The organism is Embleya sp. NPDC020886 (assembly GCF_044333915.1).
GTDB lineage: Bacteria > Actinomycetota > Actinomycetes > Streptomycetales > Streptomycetaceae > Embleya.
In genome coordinates this window covers 355,492-373,245 of sequence record NZ_JBIRRX010000009.1, presented here as the reverse complement: position 1 = coordinate 373,245, position 17,754 = coordinate 355,492, and the positions used below count along the sequence as shown (strand labels likewise).

13 protein-coding genes are annotated in these 17,754 nt (G+C 70.4%); 6 read left to right on the top strand and 7 right to left on the bottom strand.

The features are described 5' to 3' along the window. Nucleotides 1–3: 3 nt before the first annotated feature. Both ACH4U8_RS29855 and ACH4U8_RS29850 read right to left on the bottom strand, forming a co-directional pair. The gene (locus ACH4U8_RS29855) at nucleotides 4–1,530 is read right to left on the bottom strand and encodes an ABC transporter substrate-binding protein (RefSeq protein WP_395781396.1); all 1,527 of its coding nucleotides are present in this window, start codon (nucleotides 1,528–1,530) and stop codon (nucleotides 4–6) included. 328 nt (nucleotides 1,531–1,858) lie between these two features. Further along, the gene (locus tag ACH4U8_RS29850) at nucleotides 1,859–3,202 is read right to left on the bottom strand and encodes a DUF3089 domain-containing protein (protein WP_395781394.1); all 1,344 of its coding nucleotides are present in this window, start codon (nucleotides 3,200–3,202) and stop codon (nucleotides 1,859–1,861) included. 84 nt (nucleotides 3,203–3,286) lie between these two features. On the opposite strand from ACH4U8_RS29850, the gene ACH4U8_RS29845 reads away from it, so the two are divergent. After that, nucleotides 3,287–3,976: a TetR/AcrR family transcriptional regulator gene (locus tag ACH4U8_RS29845; RefSeq protein WP_360324449.1), complete on the top strand. Its 690-nt coding sequence runs from the start codon at nucleotides 3,287–3,289 to the stop codon at nucleotides 3,974–3,976. Continuing rightward, a complete protein-coding gene (locus tag ACH4U8_RS29840) occupies nucleotides 3,973–6,390 on the top strand; it encodes a family 1 glycosylhydrolase (RefSeq protein ID WP_395781392.1) in 2,418 nt (805 codons plus the stop codon). Before ACH4U8_RS29845 ends, ACH4U8_RS29840 begins: the two co-directional genes overlap by 4 nt. A gap of 144 nt (nucleotides 6,391–6,534) precedes the next feature. Here ACH4U8_RS29840 and ACH4U8_RS29835 read toward each other — a convergent pair whose 3' ends face one another. Then, nucleotides 6,535–8,490 carry a glycosyl hydrolase gene (locus ACH4U8_RS29835; protein WP_395781390.1) on the bottom strand — a complete coding sequence of 652 codons (1,956 nt, stop codon included), beginning with the start codon at nucleotides 8,488–8,490 and terminating at the stop codon, nucleotides 6,535–6,537. A 550-nt stretch (nucleotides 8,491–9,040) separates the two neighbouring features. Between ACH4U8_RS29835 and ACH4U8_RS29830 the strand changes: the two genes are divergently transcribed. Then, on the top strand, nucleotides 9,041–9,904 hold the full coding sequence (locus ACH4U8_RS29830) for an acyl-CoA thioester hydrolase/BAAT C-terminal domain-containing protein (protein WP_395781388.1): 864 nt from the start codon (nucleotides 9,041–9,043) through the stop codon (nucleotides 9,902–9,904). A gap of 114 nt (nucleotides 9,905–10,018) precedes the next feature. On the opposite strand, the gene ACH4U8_RS29825 is transcribed toward ACH4U8_RS29830, so the two are convergent. Beyond that, a complete protein-coding gene (locus tag ACH4U8_RS29825; protein ID WP_395781386.1) occupies nucleotides 10,019–10,852 on the bottom strand; it encodes a helix-turn-helix domain-containing protein in 834 nt (277 codons plus the stop codon). Nucleotides 10,853–11,184: 332 nt separating this feature from the next. Between ACH4U8_RS29825 and ACH4U8_RS29820 the strand changes: the two genes are divergently transcribed. After that, nucleotides 11,185–12,354 carry a serine hydrolase domain-containing protein gene (locus ACH4U8_RS29820; protein ID WP_395781384.1) on the top strand — a complete coding sequence of 390 codons (1,170 nt, stop codon included), beginning with the start codon at nucleotides 11,185–11,187 and terminating at the stop codon, nucleotides 12,352–12,354. 372 nt (nucleotides 12,355–12,726) lie between these two features. Then, nucleotides 12,727–13,173, top strand: coding sequence for a hypothetical protein (locus tag ACH4U8_RS29815; protein WP_395781382.1), 447 nt, complete (start codon nucleotides 12,727–12,729; stop codon nucleotides 13,171–13,173). 781 nt (nucleotides 13,174–13,954) lie between these two features. Here the strand turns inward: ACH4U8_RS29815 and ACH4U8_RS29810 are convergent. From ACH4U8_RS29810 to ACH4U8_RS29800, 3 genes are all read right to left on the bottom strand, one after another. Beyond that, complete coding sequence (locus ACH4U8_RS29810; protein ID WP_395781380.1) at nucleotides 13,955–15,493, bottom strand: YfcC family protein; 1,539 nt, start codon at nucleotides 15,491–15,493, stop codon at nucleotides 13,955–13,957. Between the two features lie 92 nt (nucleotides 15,494–15,585). Continuing rightward, nucleotides 15,586–16,941, bottom strand: a complete 1,356-nt coding sequence (locus ACH4U8_RS29805) for a M20/M25/M40 family metallo-hydrolase (RefSeq protein ID WP_395781378.1) — start codon at nucleotides 16,939–16,941, stop codon at nucleotides 15,586–15,588. 226 nt (nucleotides 16,942–17,167) lie between these two features. Further along, nucleotides 17,168–17,479 (bottom strand): hypothetical protein, encoded by a 312-nt coding sequence (locus ACH4U8_RS29800; RefSeq protein WP_395781376.1) that lies wholly within the window; start codon nucleotides 17,477–17,479, stop codon nucleotides 17,168–17,170. Between ACH4U8_RS29800 and ACH4U8_RS29795 the strand changes: the two genes are divergently transcribed. Beyond that, nucleotides 17,480–17,662, top strand: a complete 183-nt coding sequence (locus ACH4U8_RS29795; RefSeq protein WP_395781374.1) for a hypothetical protein — start codon at nucleotides 17,480–17,482, stop codon at nucleotides 17,660–17,662. Nucleotides 17,663–17,754 lie beyond the last annotated feature (92 nt).

The window sequence follows — 17,754 nt, the reverse complement described above, 5'->3', positions numbered from 1 at the left end:
GGCTCAACCGGCGGGCCGGTAGTCGGTCAAGGCCATGAAGGTCTGCCCGGGGCGGTTGCTCAGGCTGACCGACTTGGCCGAGAAGAGCACGTTGTCGCCGCGGAACAGCGGTGCGAACCAGGCTTGTTCGACGACGTGCGCGTTGAGTTGTCGATACAGCGGGCCCTGCGCCTCGTCGGGCGACTTGGCGATCCGGGCGAGCAGGTCGACGATCACCGGGTCGGCCACCTTGAACGGGTTGGTGGGCATCGCCGGGGACAGCAGCGCGTTCGCGTCGATCCAGTTCTGCGACGTGCCCCAGACGTACATGAATGCCGGGAACCGGCCGCTGAAGTACTGCTGGGAGAGCTGGTTGGTGCTGACCGGGGTGTACTCCACCTTGATGCCGACCTGGTTCAGTTGTTCGGCGAGTACCGGATACAGCGCCGGGACGAACGCGTTCTCGCTGGGCAGGACGAGCTTGAAGCCGTCGGCGAGACCGGCCTCGGCGAGCAACCGCTTGGCCCGGGCCGGGTCGTACGGATAGGCGCGGTCCAACTCCGGGTCGTATGCCGGGGATCCGGCGGCGAACATCTGCGTGGTGGGGCTGCCCACGCCGGCCATGATCGCCTTGAGGATGCCGGGGCCGTCGATCGCGTGGTTGATCGCCCGGCGCACCCTGACGTCCTTGAGCTGCGGGGCGACCCTGCCCTCGCGGTCGACCAGCCACATGCCGGTGACCTGGCCGGGCTGGCGGGTGACGGTGAGCCCGGCGCCCTTGGCCGCGTCCATCCGGGCCGGGGCGCCGAGTCCGGCGTCGGCCTGGCCGGTGAGCAGCGCGGTGGTACGGGCGTTGGTGTCCGGGATCGCCTTGATCACGATCTTGTCGAACGGGTACGCGGTGCGGTCCGGGCGGCGCGGGTTGCGGGTGTAGGTGTAGCGGTCGCCGCGGGTGGTGTGTCCGGCGTCCAGGATGTACGGGCCGGTGCCCACCGGTTGGGCGTTCGCGTCGCCGAACGCCTTCGGGCTGAGCATCATCCCGGCGACCAGGCCGAAGTTGTACAGCAGCGAGGGATCCGGTGTCTTCAGGGCGAGTTCGACGACGGTGGGGCCGGCGACGGTGATGCCCGCGACCGCGGCGACCGCGAAGGAGGAGGGTCCGTTGGCGGCGGCGGTGCGTTCCAGGTTCTGCTTGACCACGGTCGCGTCGAAGGGGGTGCCGTCGGAGAAGGTGACACCCTCGCGCAGGGTCATCCGCAGGTTGCGGCGCTCCGGGTCGGTGTAGGTCCACGCGGTGGCCAGGCCGGGGCCGACGCTCTGATCGGGGTTGACCGTGGTGAGCGAGTCGTACAGGGGTTGGAGGTAGGCGAGTCCGTTGCCGCCGGCCCCCTTGGCCGGGTCCAGGCTCGTCGCGTCGGCCGCGGCGGCCAGGGTCAGGGTCTTGCCCCCGGCGGACTCGGCGGTGTTCGAGCCGCCGCAACCGGCGACAGCGGCCACGACGAGTCCGGCGGTGGCGAGGGCCGCTACGCGGCGGCGTCCCAGGATGGTCATGACAGGTCCTTAGTCGAATTCGCGGGACGAATTCGGTAATCGAATTCACCGGTCCGCGAGGTCGGCCGAAATGGCGGTCGCCGAAGCGGCTCCGCTCTTTCGGCCGACTTTTGCGGCATGCTCGAATCACCCGCTCGCGCGGCCCGAGGCGGGACTCGCACGGCGGTCGGTGGTGCGCTGATGCGGTGGTGCTCTCGGCGCGGCCCCGGGGCCGGCCGGTGCCGGTCGGGTCAGCCGGAGCGGTCGGTCGGGTCGGCCGCTTATCGGCCGCTTATCGGTCGGGCCGGCCGGCATCGGGCCGGCCGGCGCTGCGCGGCGGTATCCGGCGTCAGCCGGGATGCGCCGCCCGCCACGTGCTCGCCTGCGCACTGATCAGCGTGGACAGATTGCCCTGGGCAACGTTGAAGTCGACCGTGTGGGTGCCCAGCACGGCGGACAACCCGGCCTGCGGGAACAGTCCGGCACCGCCCTTGACGTCGAGCCAGCTCGCGGTGCCGGTCGCGTCCTGGGTGAACGCGCAGCGTGCGCTCACGGTTTCCGCGTATCGGGTGTATCCGGACGGGTCGTCGGCCAGTTCGTACGCGGTCAGCAGATGACCGAGGTGGCCGCGTGGGTTGAGCCAATTGCCGTTCACCAGCCGCCTGGTCGGCAGGTACATGTCCAGCGGCGCCGCACCGTCGGCGGGTGCGCCGCGCAGCAACGCGGCCGGGTTCACGCAGGCGATCCGGTGGCCCGGAACCGTGGTGCGGCCGAAGGCGGATCCGGCGGGCAACTGTTCGCCGTCGGGCAGCGCGTAGCCGTTGTAGGCCACCACGCACCCGGTCGGGATCGGTGCCTGGGGTCCCGCCCGCTCGCAGGTCGGGATGCGTTGGAAGGTGGACGCCGGATCGTTGCCGCCGCCCTGGGTGCCGCCGATCGGCACCTGGATGTAGCCGCCGAGCAGCACCGCCGACACCAACCGGTCCTGCACGGCCGGGTTGCCGTCGATCTCCTGCTGCATCATCCGGGTCAGCACGCCGGTGCCCTGCGAGTGGCCCAGGATCACCACGCCGCGCCGCTGGTGGGTGACCGGGTCGGTGTTGTGGTTGTCCCAGTAGTCGCGCCAGGCGTCACGCACGTCCCTCGATCCGGTCTCGGCGTCCGGCGGGATGCCCAGGCCGCCCACGAGCAACTCGGACAACGACGCCTGCCGGTACACCGGGGCGAACACCCGGCACGTGTCGGTGAAGCGCCCGAGTTGCATCAGGGTGCCCGCGAGTTCGCTGTTCGAGGGGATCGGCGGCAGCGAGCCCAGGCGCAGCAGCGGGTTGGGCAGCAGGTCGATGGTGGGGTACGCGTAGAAGCAGTCGACCTGCGGGTTGTTCGGGCCCGCGAAGGGCTCGGGGGTGCGCGAGCCGTCGGGGTGCACGGCGGTCGCGTCGAGGGTGGTGGTCGCTCCGTCGAAGTAGCGCGCGGTGAACGCGCCGCCGGGTCCGGGGGTTTGCGGATTGCCGGCGAGGTCCTGGTTGCAGGGGTTGGTGGGCAGGCCGGGTCGACACAGCCAGACCGTCTCGGCCAGGGGGCTGGTCAGGCTCTTGCCGTCCGCCTGTCCACCCCCGGCGGAGGCGGTCGGTGCGACGGTCAGGGTCAGGGTCAGCGCGGCCAACGCGAGGACGAGTCTCGATCTGCTCATGGCGTGAGCTCCGATCCAGGATGTCGTGGACTTTCGACGAACAGGAACTTACTAACAACTAAGTTAATAATCTAGAGTGGCGCTGTGACTGAGAATTCGGATGTACGCAAACCCCTCGTCGGCCGTGCCCGGGCGGCCAAGGCGGCCACCCCCAAGGGCGCGGAACGGCGCCGGGAGATCGTCGCCGCCGCGTCGGAGTTGTTCGCCCGGACCGGCTTCCGCGGCACCGGCATGACGGAGGTGGCCCAGCGCGTGGGCATCACCGAACCCGGCCTGCTCTACCACTTCGGCAGCAAGCAGGGCCTGTTGCGGGCCGTGGTCGAGCATCGGGACCTGGCCAGCCAGGCGTTCGCTCGGGACATCGCCGACGTCGGCGGGCTGCAGGCGCTGCGCGAGATGCCCGCGTTCGCCCACCGCAACCGCGATCAGCCGGGCCTGGCCAAGCTGTTCGCGGTGCTGCTCGCGGAGAACCTGGATCCGGGCGACCCCGAGCACGACTTCTTCGTCCGCCGCTACCGCGAAATGCGCGCCGTCGTCGCCGGGATGATCCGCGAGGGCCAGCGCAGCGGGGAGATGCGGATGGACGCGGATCCGGAGCTCAAGGCCATCGAGATCCTCGCGGCGCTGGACGGCTTCGCCTCGCAGTGGCTGCTCGACCCGGAGATGGTCGATCTCGTCGTCTGCGTCGAGGAGTACTCGCGAACGCTGATCCGGGACCTGGCCACCGACCCCGAGCCGGTCACCGCCGGCACCTCCGAGGAGATACAGGGATGACGAGACCCGGCGACCGGGACTTCCCGACCGACTTCCTGTGGGGCGCCTCCACCGCCGCGCATCAGGTCGAGGGGGGCCAAAGTGCCAACGACTGGATCGACTGGGAGAACGCCGGGCGTACCGCCGAGGTCAGCGGCCCCGGGATCGCCCAGTGGGAGCGCTGGCCCACCGACATCGCGCTGCTGGCCGAACTCGGGCACAACGCACACCGGTTGTCGATCGAGTGGTCCCGGCTCGCCCCCGCGCCCGGAGTCTGGGACACCGCCGCCTTCGACCACTACGCCCGGGTGCTGGACGCGCTGGGCGAGCACGGCCTCACCGCGTTCGTCACGCTGCACCACTTCACCCTGCCCCGCTGGTTCGCCGCACGCGGCGGCTGGCTCGCGGCCGACGCCGCCGAGGTATTCGGCGCCTTCGCCGCGGAGGCCGGCCGCCGCCTGGGCGATCGCATCCCGTTCGCGTGCACTGTCAACGAGCCGCAGATCGTCGCGTTCAACGGCTATCTCAAGGGCAACCACCCGCCCGGGCACCGCGATCGCACGGAGTGCGTCGCCGTCAACGACACGCTGATGCGCGCCCACGACGCCGCCGTGACCGCCCTGCGCGCGACCGCTCCCGGCACCCGGGCCGGCGTCTGTCTGCAACTGCCGTTCATCCAACCGGCCGACCCGGACAGCCTCCGGGACGCCGAACTCGCCGACTGGTTCCGGGACGTGCTGATCCGGCGACACCTGGAACACCTGCGCGACACCGCCGATCCCGGCGACTGGGTCGGCGTCCAGTACTACACCCGGGCCCGAGCGGACGCCGCCGCCGACACCGAACTCGGCAACGCGCCGCCCGGCACGCCCAGCACGCAGATGGGGTGGGAGGTCTACCCGGGCGGTCTCACCGAGATGTTGCGCCAGGCCGGCCAGGTCACCGGACTACCGATCTACGTCACCGAGAACGGCATCGCCACGGCGGACGACACCGAACGGGTGGCCTACCTGGACAGCCACCTGCGGGCGGTCCGGGCGGCCCGCGCCGACGGCGTCGACGTACGCGGCTACCTGCACTGGTCCGCGTTCGACAACTTCGAGTGGACGCACGGCTATCGGCCCCGGTTCGGCCTGATCGGCATCGACCGCGACGACGACCTGCGCCGGATCGTGCATCCCAGCGCCCGCGCCTACCGACGGGTGATCAGGACCGGTCGGATCGACGCGCTGCACGAGAGCGACGCCCGGAGCGAAAGCAACGCGCTGCACGAGGACGACGCCCGGCGCGAGAGCGACGTTCTGTGTGCGGGCGACGCCGAGGCCGACCCGCGCACCGACACCGCGAGCGGTGTCCCCGTCAACTCCGGCCCTGCGGCCGGTCAGTCGAAGTCGAAGGAGAAGCCCATGATGATCGACCCGCCGGTGCGCCGGCTCCTGGAGCGTGTCGCGGCCGGGGCCCAACCCGAGTCCGCCGATCTGAACGTGCGGCGCGCGCAGTCGGCCGCCACCATGACGCTGGTGAAGTTCCCGTACGACCCCGACGTGGAGGTCACCGAGCACCGGGTGCCCGTCACCGAAGGCACGATCGCCGTAAGGGTGTTGCGGCCCAGGCAGCCGGAAACACCGGTCCCGGCCTACTTCTTCCTGCACGGCGGCGGCTGGGTGCTGGGCAACCTGGACACCGCCGAGGCCGAGTGCGGCCCGGTCGCCGCGCTCGTCCCGTGCGCCGTGGTCCACGTCGACTACCGACTCGCTCCCGAACACCCGTTCCCCACCCCGTTGGAGGACTGCCTCGCCGCCTACGCGTGGCTCCTCGAACACGCCGAGGAGTTGGGTATCGACGCGACCCGGGTCGCCATCGGTGGTGCCAGCGCGGGCGGCAACCTCGCGGCGGCGATGTGCCTGGCGCTGCGCGAGCGTGGGCTGCCCCAGCCCAGCCTCCAGGTGCTCGACGCCGCCGCCGTCGACCTGACCCCGATGGCGGAGGAGCCGGTCGTGCCCGGCGCTCCGCGCACGCCGGGCCTGTCCCCCGCCGAATTCAACGTGTTCGCCCGCCACTACCTGGCCGACACCGGCGATGCCAACGACCCGCTCGCCTCGCCGCTGCACGGCGCCGACCTGTCCGGGCTGGCCCCCGCGCTGATCCTGGTCGCCGAATACGACCCGCTGCGCGACCAGGCCGAGGAGTACCTCGCCCGACTGCGCGCGGCCGACGTGCCCGCCGCGGGGCTGCGGGTGCTCGGTCACCTGCACGGGGGCTGGGTCGTCCCGGCCACCGTCACGAACACGCTGATCAACGAGATGCGCGCCGCCGCCCTGCGGCACGCCTTCGCGGGCACCTTGATCGGCCCGCTGCCGCCGGCTCTGCTCGACCGGTTGGCCGAGACGAAGCCGGCGGCGGATGTGGCCGAGAGCGCGAGCACGCCCGCCTGAGCGGACCGCCCACCCCCGGACCGCCCGGGACCGGCGCACCGGCGCGTCGGTCCCGGGCTCGGGCGGGCGCTGCGGGATGGCGGCCCGCCGCACCGGCACCGCTCCGGGTGTACTCCTCTCGACGCCCGGTGTTCGGCGCCCGGGTCAGCGCACCGTGACCTCGTCGACGAACACCGAGCCCTGGCTGGGCCCGCCCCGGCGTTCGAACTGCACGCCGATCTCGCGGATGTCCTGGGGCGAGCCGACGCCGGCCAGGTTGAGGGTCAGGGTCGTGGCGCCCGGTCCGACCGGGACCGCGCCCGCGTCGTACCACGTGTTCGACGCCGTGGTCTTGACGTAGAGCTTGGCCGTGCCGCTGCCGCCGGTGGCCCGGACCGTCGCGCCGAGGATGCGACGGCCCGTCAGGTCCAGGTTCGCCCGCCGGTTCAGGTATGCCTCGGGTGCGGCCGGGTCGACCTCGGCACGCAGCGAACGGGCGCCCTCGCTCGCCCAGTCGGCGCTGCTCACCGGCGCGGTCGCGGTCAGGTAGCCGGTCCAGCCGTCCGTTCCGGACTCGAAACCCGACACGACGGCGGGCGGCGCGATCGCGGTGACGTCGTCCACGTACACCGCCGTTCGTCCACTCGCGCCCGGTGCGGAGGCGAACAGCACGCCGATCTCCCGCACATCGTGCAGGTCGGCGACTCCGCTCAGGTCCAGGCGCAGCACGGCGCCGTTCGGGCCGATACGGATCGCGCCGCCGTCGTACCAGGCCGATCCGGCGCCGGTGCGCACGTAGAGCTTGGCGGTCGTACCGGCGGCGTGGTTGCCCCACTCGGCGGTACGCACGGTCGCGGTCAGTGCCCGGTATCCGCTCAGGGCCTGCGGTGCGACGCGGTTGAGGTATGCCTCGGGGGCGGCCAGGTCGATGTCCGCCTTGAGGGATCGGGCGCCCCGGGCGGACCATTCGCTCACCGACCACGGGCCGTCGAGCACCCGATAGCCGCCCCAGCCCTGGGTGTCGGTCTCGAAGTCGGCGAGCGGGACGGGCGTGCCGACCGGCGCGGGGGCGCCCTCGGTGCGTGCCGAGGTCGCGATTTCGCCGCGCACGACGGTCCAGGAGTCGTTCATCAGCCGGCCCGCTCCGGCATTGGCGGTGGGTCGCCATTGGTCGTTCCACGCCATGAAGTAGGCGGTGGCCGGGAATCGGCTGCGAATCGCGTCGATCCACTTCCCATAGTCGAGCGGCACCTCGACGCTGCCCCCGGGTCCGCTGCGCGGGCCGATCTCGGCGAAGGCGAACGGCTTTCCCAGCGCCACCAGTTCGTCGTAGCCCTGGACGGCCGCGGGCTCACGGACGTAGCAGTCGAGGCCGACCACGTCGGCATACCCGCCACCGGGGTAGAAGGCCGAGCGGTTGCCGTAGCTGCAGTCCGGCGCGTACACCCACAGCAGGTTGTGCAGGCCCTTGACCTCGGTCAGGTAGCTGTACATGTCCCGCCACACCTCGGCGAAGGTCTGCGGGTTCTGCGCACTCCACCAGAACGAGTCGCCGTTCATCTCGTGCATCGGCCGAAACAGCACCGGCACGCCGGCATCCGCGAGTTCGCGCAGCCCCTCGGCGACCCGGTCCAACTCCGCGTGCCAACGCCGGCCGGTGGCGCTGCCGCGATCGGTGAGCCGGTCGAAGGTGGCCAGCTTGGTGAACAGCCCACCCCAGTCCGACTGATCGGGATTGGGCAGATGCGCACTGACGGTGACCAGGCCGCCGGCGGCCGACCAGTCCTTCAACGTCGCGTTGCAGGCATGGTCGATCGTGTCGCCGTCGTGCCCGTAGTCGCAGCCCAGCAACCCCGGATACGAGCCGGTCTGCGTCTTCAGCTCCTCCACCTGCCCCAGGGAGAACGTCTTCCCGCTGTACCCGGCGAACTGCCCGGACACCACCCGGTTCTGCGCCCGATTCGGCAGATGCGTCAACCAGTCCCGCACCTCCCGCACCGCCACACTCGCCTGCGGATCGGCGGGCTCCGTCGAATGAGCCCACGCAACGGGCCCCGCCCCGAAGCCCATTGCCAGGCCCATGACCAACACGGCGACCCAGCCCCGCCATCGCAATCCCATACGCTCGCCACCCCCGCGATCAGTGATCTTCACGACGACACGAAGGGTAACGCCCCGTCACGCTGGTTGGTTGTCCGACCGAAAGGCTGGACACGCGTCCGGGCGCCGGTTACCTTGAGGCCGGGTTAGTCAGTCAACTGACTAAGAGCCGGAGGCGGCACCGTGGCCCGCATCCCGGGACCGGACCGGCGCCGACCTCACCCGAAGAACGGTCGCCCACACGGGCCGGGCCGGAGGTCGCGGTCCTCGGGCGGTCCCACCCTGTGGCTGCCTCCAGCGCATGACTGGCTGCCTCACCCGCACATGATCGAGCGGGCGAGGCCGACCGGCGGCTTCGTGTTCGTGGATGTCGTCGCGGATCGCCGGCGGTTCCACCGCCGACGGAACCACTGCCGATGGGCGAAAGCGCCTTCCACGGACCGGCGTTCGATGCCCGGACCCGACCCGAGCCGACCCGTGCTCGACATCGCGCCGCCCGATGGGCGGCCGGATCGTGGGTAGATTCGTGCCGTCGAGGTTCGAGTTGGTCCGACGCGAAGGGGTCGACGCCGTGGCTGCCGAGATCGTCGAGTGTGAACCGACGGGTCCCTGGGCGGGTTTCCTTGCCCGGCCGGCTGCGGGCGACGTCGGTGTGGGCGTGCTCGTGTTGTCCGGATCGAGCGGCCGGGTCGAGCGGGAACGGTGTCGGCTCTTTGCCCGGGCCGGGGTGAGCGCGATGTCCGTGCGGTGGTTCGGTGGGCCTGGGCAGCCGCCGGGTATCTGCGAGGTCCCACTGGAGACCTTCGTCGCCGCGACCTGGCTGCTGCGTGAGCGCGGTGCCGAGCGTGTGGGCATTCTGGGTGTCTCCAAGGGCGCCGAGGCCGCGCTGTCGGTGTCCTGTCTCGCGGATTGCACCGACGCCGTGATCGCCCTCGCCCCGACCTCGGTCGTCTGGGCCAACGTCGGCCCCGGGCGCGACGGTCGGGAACATCCGTACCGTTCGTGTTGGACCTGGCAGGGACAGCCGCTGCCCTTCGTACCCTACGACCGCTCGTGGGCGCCGACGCAGCCGGAGGGCGCCCCGGTCGCGGTGCTCGGCTGGTACGAAAGCAGCCTCGCGGCATACGCGGACCGCCTTCCCGCCGCGGCCATCCCGGTCGAGCACACGGACGCCGACCTGGTCCTGGTCGCGGGTGGCGCGGACCGGATGTGGCCATCCCTGCGCTTCGCCCACGAACTCGCCGACCGGCGCACGACGGCGGGCCGCAAGACGACCCTGATCACCCGGCCCGACGCGGGCCATCGCACCGTCTTCCCGGGCGAGTCGGCCCCACCCCCCTCCCCCCGCTTCGACCACGGCGGCACCCCCGAAGCCGACGCGACACTCGGCACGGCCGCCTGGCCCCACATACTGGCGGCCGTCCTCGGTCGCTGAGCACTGCGCGGGGCTTCGACGCGGCGAGCGCCGGCGTGATCAGCTCGGCGACGTCGGCCACCCGTGCATCGTGATGCCGCCGGTGGCTTCGAGGTAGCCGAGGAGTCCGTGGACTCAGTCGAGTTCGACGGCGCGGGCGGCGGCCCACGGGGAGGAAGCGCACAGTTTCGGAGATACGCCGGCCAGTTCGCGGAAATCGCGGTTCATGTGGGCCTGGTCGTAGAACTTGCAGGTGGCGGAGACCTCGGCCAACTTGGCGCCGGGACTGGAGAGCAGGGCGACGGCGTGTTGGAAGCGGACGATGCGGGCCACGGACTTCGGGGTCAGGCCGATCTGGTGGGTGAAGCGGCGGAGCAGGTGTTTGTGGCTCCAGCCGATCTCCTTGGCGATCCGGGCGATCGGGATGGCGCGGGGGCCTGCGGTGAGCAGGTGCCAGGCGTGGGCGACGTGGGGGTCGGCGGCCGGTCCTTGGTCGATCCGGTGCAGCAGGGTGTTGTCCAGGAGGGCGAATCGTCTTGCCCAGTCCGCGGTGGCGGCGAGGCGTTCGATGAGTTCGTCGGCGGCCGGGCCGAGGACGTCGTCGAGTCCTACCACCGTGTTCGACAGCTCCGACAACGGCATCGCGAACAGGCGGTACGCGCCCAAAGGGGTGACCTGTATACGTAACGCCTCTTGGCCGCCGGGGTGTTCGACGACGCCGGGGCCGTCCTCCAGGCCGCCCACCGGCGTGCGGAGCGTGCTCACGGTCGGGGGCGGGCCGTCGAGCCGGCCCATGCGGGTGAACGGGGCCCCGAGGTTCACCACGACCATGACGCAGTTGTTCGGCACCAGGCGCGCCTCGTAGCGCGGGCCGGGGACGCCGACGTACCCGGCACGTTCGTGGACGTACGGCGCCAGGGCGAGCGGTTCCTGGCGGTGGACCCGCCACAGCGGGCCGACGCGGGTCACCGTGAAGTCCGGTCCTGGACGCGGGGGAGCCGGCACGGCGGCGGAGTCTACCCAGATGTCACCGAGGGTTGAACGCACAAGGACCCGGGGTGCGGGCGTTTTCGGGCGTGGCCGACGCGGCCCGCGCGACAGGCGCCCAGGCGGACACGAATCGATCACCCGGCCTTGCCCCGGCCCCCGGCGGCCAGGTCAATTTCGTCCAAGCCAGGAATGGCCAGGGACGCATAGCGTCACGCCTCGGCGTGCCTACTCGGGTACGTCCCGCATATCCGTCACGTATATCTCCCCTTGCTCGGCCCACCCCGGCCCGGGCAGCAAGCACTGGAGCTCGTATGCGAAGACTCCGCACGTCCCTACTGGGCGCCGCGGTCGGCCTGGCCGTCCTGGCCGCCACCGCACAGCCCTCGACGGCGTCCTCGGTCACCGCCGCGCAGGCGTTCCAGACCGGCGCCGATCAAGGCATAGTCGCCGGCTACCCGGGGGTCATGGGCCTCATCGTCGACGGGGCCACGAACACGTATGTCAAGGCGGGGTCGAACGTCCGTGGTTCCGCGACACCGCTGGACACGAACGCGAAGTTCCGGATCGCGAGCAACACCAAGACATTCACCTCCGCGGTGGTCCTCCAGCTGGAGGCCGAGGGCAAACTGTCGCTGAACGACACCGTCGCGCACTGGCTGCCGAACGCGGTCAACAGCAACGGGTATGACGGCAACACCATCACCATCCGCGAGCTGCTCAACCAGCGTTCGGGGCTGCCGGACTACATGGCGCCCTACAACATCGCGTATTACGGGGCGTTCAACGTCGATCAGAGCTACACGCCCCAGGAGCTCATCAACTCGGCCTTGGCCCAGCGGCCGGCCACGCTGCCCCGGGTGTTCGAGTACGCGAACACGAACTACATGCTCGCCGGGATGATCATCACGGCGGTCACCGGCCACACCCCGTCGGTTGAGATCACCAACCGCATCATCACCCCGCTGAACCTGACCAACACGAGCTACCCGGAGACGTCCCCGGACATCTACGGCAACTTCATGCGCGGCTGGCGTTGGCCGCCGCCGCTGTGGGGGGGCTACCAGCCGCCGCTCGCGGACTCGACCCGGTCCAACACCCAACTGTTCGGCCCGGCCGGTGCGATCATCTCGACCCTGCAGGACCAGGTCACCTTCGAGCGTGCCCTCCTTCAGGGGCAGGTGCTCGCGCCGACCCAACTGGCCGAGATGAAGACCTCGATCAAGATCGAGAACTACGACAACGAGTACGGCCTGGGCATGACCCGCGTAAAGGCCACGTGTAACGGCGCGACCCAGTGGTTCTGGTCGCACGGCGGCGACGAGATCGGCTACCACTCCCGCTGGTTCGCCACCGAGGACGGCAGCAAGCAGATCTTCTACGCCGCGAACGAGAACCACGGCCTGGGGCTCACCGAGAGCGCGGGCCAGCAGGCGCTGCAAGCGGGCGCCCTGAACGCGATGTGCGAGCTACTGAAGCCGTAACGGCTCGCGGTAGACGTCCCCGCCCCGGTCGCCACTGTACGACGGCGACCCGGGCGGGGCTTCGTCGTTTTCAGGCGCGGAAGCGGACCGGCCACATCCACCAACTCCTTCGGATCGCGCATCGGAGCATGATCGCAGGACCCCACCCGACGCCATGTCCCGCGTCATCACGACGTCTACGACGTGTCTGACACATGGGCAGGGGTCAGGTGGACAGACGGGTGCACCGACCGAGCCCGTCCGCGACCGCGGACGGCGACCCCATCGGGGCGGGGCGATGCGACGGAGGTCGGGAATGGCCGCGACGTACAATCGCAGTGAGGGCGGAGCGCCGAGCCGAGATTCCGGCACCGGTGCGAGGGAGGGGCCAGGATGTTCGGTTCGAAGAAGAAGAAGGCGAAGCTCAACGATCTGATGGCGCAGCTCAGGCCCGACCTGAGTCGGGAATCGCTCGGCGTCGGGCCCGACTTCCCGGGCGTCGCCCCGAACCCGCTCCTGAGCGGTGACGCACGGAAGCGCAATGCGGAACTGCGTACGGGGGCGCTTGCGCTCGGCGTTCTCGTCGACTGGCGGGAAGTCAACAGCAATCCACGCGTGGTCCTGATGTTCGACGTGGAGACCGCCGACGGCATCTCGTTCCGCGGTGTCGCAGACGAAGACCTCACGATCACCGAGCTCACCCGACTCGCCCCGGGACAGACGCTGCCCGTGCGCTACCGGCCGGCCGTCATGGACCACTACGTCTCCCTCGCCCGGGACGCGGACCCCGCCCACGTGCAGCAGCTCTCGGACGAGATCGCGAGCCGCAAGCGAACCTGACCCGAAGCCATCGGCCGGATCCCTGGGGCGGGGTCCGGCAGGTTGAGCGCTCTGGCTGGAACTCTGGTCCCGTGTCGCGGTTTCGGTTCGGAAGTCGGACACGCGCCCGGCATGGTCCCCGTCCGTGACAGCAAGGACCCGAGCGCCGACCACCTCATACTCGGCGCAGTCTCCCGGGCCGCATGCACGGCAACGCCGCGCGCCCGACGGCGCAATGGGGTGTCGCCCTGCGGGTGTTCGGGTTCGGAACCCGCAGGGCGACGCGTCGGTACCCGGTCAGCCGGCGGGCGGGTCTACGGGCGGGGCTGGACGACGACGGGAGGTCCCCACGTGGGGTCGATGGTCTCGGGAGTCACCGCGGGAACCGGCGGATAGGTCGACATCTGACCGTCCCAGAGCATGCACTGCCGCCAAATCTTCCTGGCGAGAGAATCGCCGACAGACCAATAGATCCCATTCCATTGCGCTGTGCACTGAGCCTCGCGCCATGGCTCGGTCGCGCTCGCCGGCGTTCCGGCGGTCAGCACGAACAAGGGTGCCGTTGCGGCGGCAAGGGCCACGGTGGTGGCTATTCGACGGATTTTCATCGGGAGTCGGTCCCCTTTTCGAAGGTTGAACGAGTGCCCCGTGAAGGGCTGTCCAACGCAGAGTGCGCAGGAACGACTCAACGATCGCAACGACCGGGCGCAGCGGTAAGTGCGCCAAAGTTGCCCCTCGCCCCTACGAATGCCACTGGTCGCGACCATCGGCCCGTGCTACGCCCATTGCCCTTGCCGTCCGCTCAGGACAGGCCGGAGCCCAATGCCACGAAGGCGCAGATCAGCACGAAGAGGATGCCCAACAGCGGTGCCGCGAACCGGAGATACTGGTTGTAGCCGACCTTGGCCAACGACACGCCACCCATGATCACGGCGGTGGTGGGCACCCACAGGTTCATCCAGCCCGACGCCGACTGCCATGCCGTCACCACCAACGACCGTGGCACGTCCGCGAAGTCGGCCAGCGGCGCCAGGATCGGCATGGCCAGCGTCGCGTGCCCCGAGGTCGAGGGGATCAGGAAGGCCAACGGCAGGTTCACCAAGAAGATCAGGATGCCGAACAGCGCCGAGGAGGCGTCCGAGACCACGCCCTCCATCGAGTGCAGCACCGTGTCGGTGACCTGCGCGTTGTTCATGATGACGGTAACCCCGCGCGCCAGCATGATGATCAGCGCCGGTGAGATGAAGTCGGCCGCGCCCTGGATGATCGTCTCCGCGAGCTTCTTCTCCCCCAGCCGCGCCAACGTCCCGACGATCACCGCCGCCAGAATGAACAGGGCCGCCAACTCTGCGAAGGACCAGCCCAGTTCCCAGCCGTACGGGGCCGCGTCCGCATCCCCGCTGAGCACCTGGGCCCACGGAATGATCGAGAAGATCATGAACACGAACGTCACCGTCACCGCGACCAGCACGATCTGATGGGTACGGGTCAACGGCGGCGGTTCGCTGCCGGTGGCCGCCTTCTCCGCCTGCTCGCGATCCCCCGGCAGAAAGCCCACCATCGAACGGCTCGGATCCGCCTTGACCCGACGGGCATACCGCACCACGTACAGGATCGTCACCGTGGTCAACACGACCAGCATCATCAGCCGCAACACGATCCCGTCGCCCAACGAGATCCCGGCCGCCGACGACGCCACCCCGGTCGCGAACGGGTTGACCGTAGAACACAACACGCCCACACCCGCGCCCAGGATGATCGTGCCGGTGGCCACCATCCGGTCATACCCCAGCGCCAACATCAACGGCACGATAAGCCCGTAGAACCCCAACGTCTCCTCGGCGAAGCCCTCGACCGAACCCAGAATGGCGAACACCGTCATGATCGCCACGATCAACACCGCACCACGCGTGCGCAGCCGATGCGCGAGCCGGGCGATACCCCGATCGAGCGCACCGGTGGCGAAGACCACCGTGATGAACGCCCCGATGGCCAACACGAACAGGAACACCGCCGCACTGCCGTACAGATCACCCGCGTTGTCCGGCGCGACCTGCCCGCTCTCCACGTCCCTAAGCCCGTACAGGCCGTTGACCGGGGACAGGAACAGGTCGTTGAGCCGCTGGACGAAGTCCTCCGGCGACTTGACGTGGTGGTAGCTCCCGGCGACCGGCTTGCCGTCCTCGCCGCGCTGGTACTCGCCGGCCGGAATCGCGAACGCCAGCACCCACACCGCGATCGTCACGATCGCCAGCACCGTCAGCGCGTTGGGAAAGCGGAAGCCCCGCTTCGGCGGCGGCGCTTCGTCCTCGGCCGGGGTCGACGCCTGGTCGGTGCTCACGCGCTGCTCCTTGCGACTGCCGATGAATCCGATGAAACAGACGAACCAGATGGAGCCGATGAATTCGGTTGCGGAGTAGGGCCGTTCGGCTGCTACCTTCCGCGAAAGCGCTCCGCATAGGCACTGAAGAACGCGGCCTCCGCCACCACCGCGTCGCGCAGTTCGCTCACCAACACCCGCTCGTTGGGCCCGTGCAGGTTGCACATGCTGTCCTGCGCCCCGAACAGCAGGATCTCCGCGCCAGGTCGGGCCGCCGCCAGGCTGTTGACCAACGGAATCGATCCACCCGCCGCCGCGTGTACGGGCTCCGCGCCCCACGCCGCGCGCAGCGCCTCGTGCGCGGCCCGATAGGCCACCCCGTCGGTGGCCGCCGCGAAGCCGAACCCCGGCGCGCCGGCCTGGGTCACCCGCATCGGCACCCCGAACGGCCGCAGCCCGACCAGGAAATCGATCAACAGCCGCTGCGCCTCGGCCGGATCCTGGGCCGGATGGCAGCGCATGTTCAGCTTCGCCCGAGCCGCCGGCACCACCGCCGACGCGCCCCTGTCGACCGACGGCGCGTCCACGCCGGTCACCGTGATCGCCGGCCCCGACCACAAGCGTGAGCCCAGGTCCCCGGTGCCGATCAGCGGCATGCCCTCGCGGATCCCGGCCAGCCGGCGGAACTCCTCCTCGCTCCAGCCACCGCCCGACCACGGTTCGCGCCGCAGGCCCGGCACCGCGAGATCACCGTTCGCGTCGTGCAACGCGGCCAGCCCGTGCAGCAGCACCAACAGCGCATCGGGTGCCGCGCCGCCGAAGTTGCCGCTGTGCTTGGCCTCTTCGAGGGTGTGCACCTCCACGATCACCTCGACCACCCCGCGCAGTGCCACGGTCAGCGTGCCGGTGCCCGGGCGGATGTTGCCCATGTCGGCGATCACCATCGCATCACACGCGAACTCGTCCGGATGCGTGGGCGGGTAGTCGTCGAACTCGCTGCCGTACTCCTCCTGCCCCTCGAACACGATCCGGATCCCCACCGGAGGCCGCCCGTCGAAGGCACGGAGCGCGCCGAGGTGCACGATCAGATTCGACTTGTCGTCGGCCACCCCACGCCCGTGGATCGCCCCGTCGACATCGGTCGGTTCGAACGGCCGCGTCGTCCACAACGACTCGTCGCCGGCCGGCTGCACGTCGTAGTGCCCGTACAGCAGCACGGTCGGCGCGTCGGGATGCGGTGGCGGAATGTGTCCGGTGATCACCGGCGAGGTGTCCGGCAGCCGCAGCGCGGAGACGTCCTGCACACCCGCCTCGCGCAGGAGGCCGGCCAGCATGTCGTGGGCCTGCTGCACCGGTTCCGGCGGATAGCCGGGAAACGCGATCGACGGGATCCGGGTCAGCCGCCGCAGGTCCTCGCAGAGGTCGTCGAGCATGCCGTCCACCCGCGTGGTCAGCTCGTCCATCGTCATGCTCCCTCACCACGCCGGATACGGTGCGCCGCTCGCGTCGCCCGAGCCATGCTCCCCCAAATCGGCCGATAGCCGACGATCCGCCGCGCGACGTCACGCGCCTTCACCCGACCGGCCGCACCGCAGGGCGGGGACCGATCGGGCGAGGGTTCGAACCGGTGGCGACAACGTCCTCATCCGAGACAAGCGAGTTGCCGCGACGAGGAACGCATCCGTGCCGCGAGGATCAGAGGATCGCGTAGGGTCCGGCGCCGAGTTGGCTCCACGAACTCCAACCGGCGTGATAGGTGGCGTGCCAAATGCTGTTGTCCGTCCCGAGATCGAACAACTCCAGGCTGCTCGTGCCGGCGTCGTACACCGCCGTCGGCGTCGCCGTGAACTTCGACCCCGCATCCATCACCGACCAGCCTTCCCAGGCCGTCCCGTTCTGAATGCAGTTGTGCCACACCGCGTTGTCCGTCCTCAACGCGAACAATTCCAACGCATCGGTTCCCGGGTTGTACGCCACCGACGGCGTGCCCTTGAACTTGGCCGTCACATGCACGCGGTCGCCCGGACCAGGGCCCAGGGCATCCCCGTGCCGGAGATGCCGCCCGCGCCCAGCCGCACCGGTGGCGGCGGCACCCCGCGCGAGGAGATCGCCTGGCTGCTGCAAGTGGCCGACCACTACCGGCGGATCGACGGCGCCGGGTCACCGGCCCCCGCCGGCACCTCGGCCTGAGCGCCGGCGGTACGCGGCCGACCGCGACACGACGGACGGTCCCCCGTCTCGCACAGGGCAGCGAGACGAGGGACCGTCCGGCACCGCGTCAC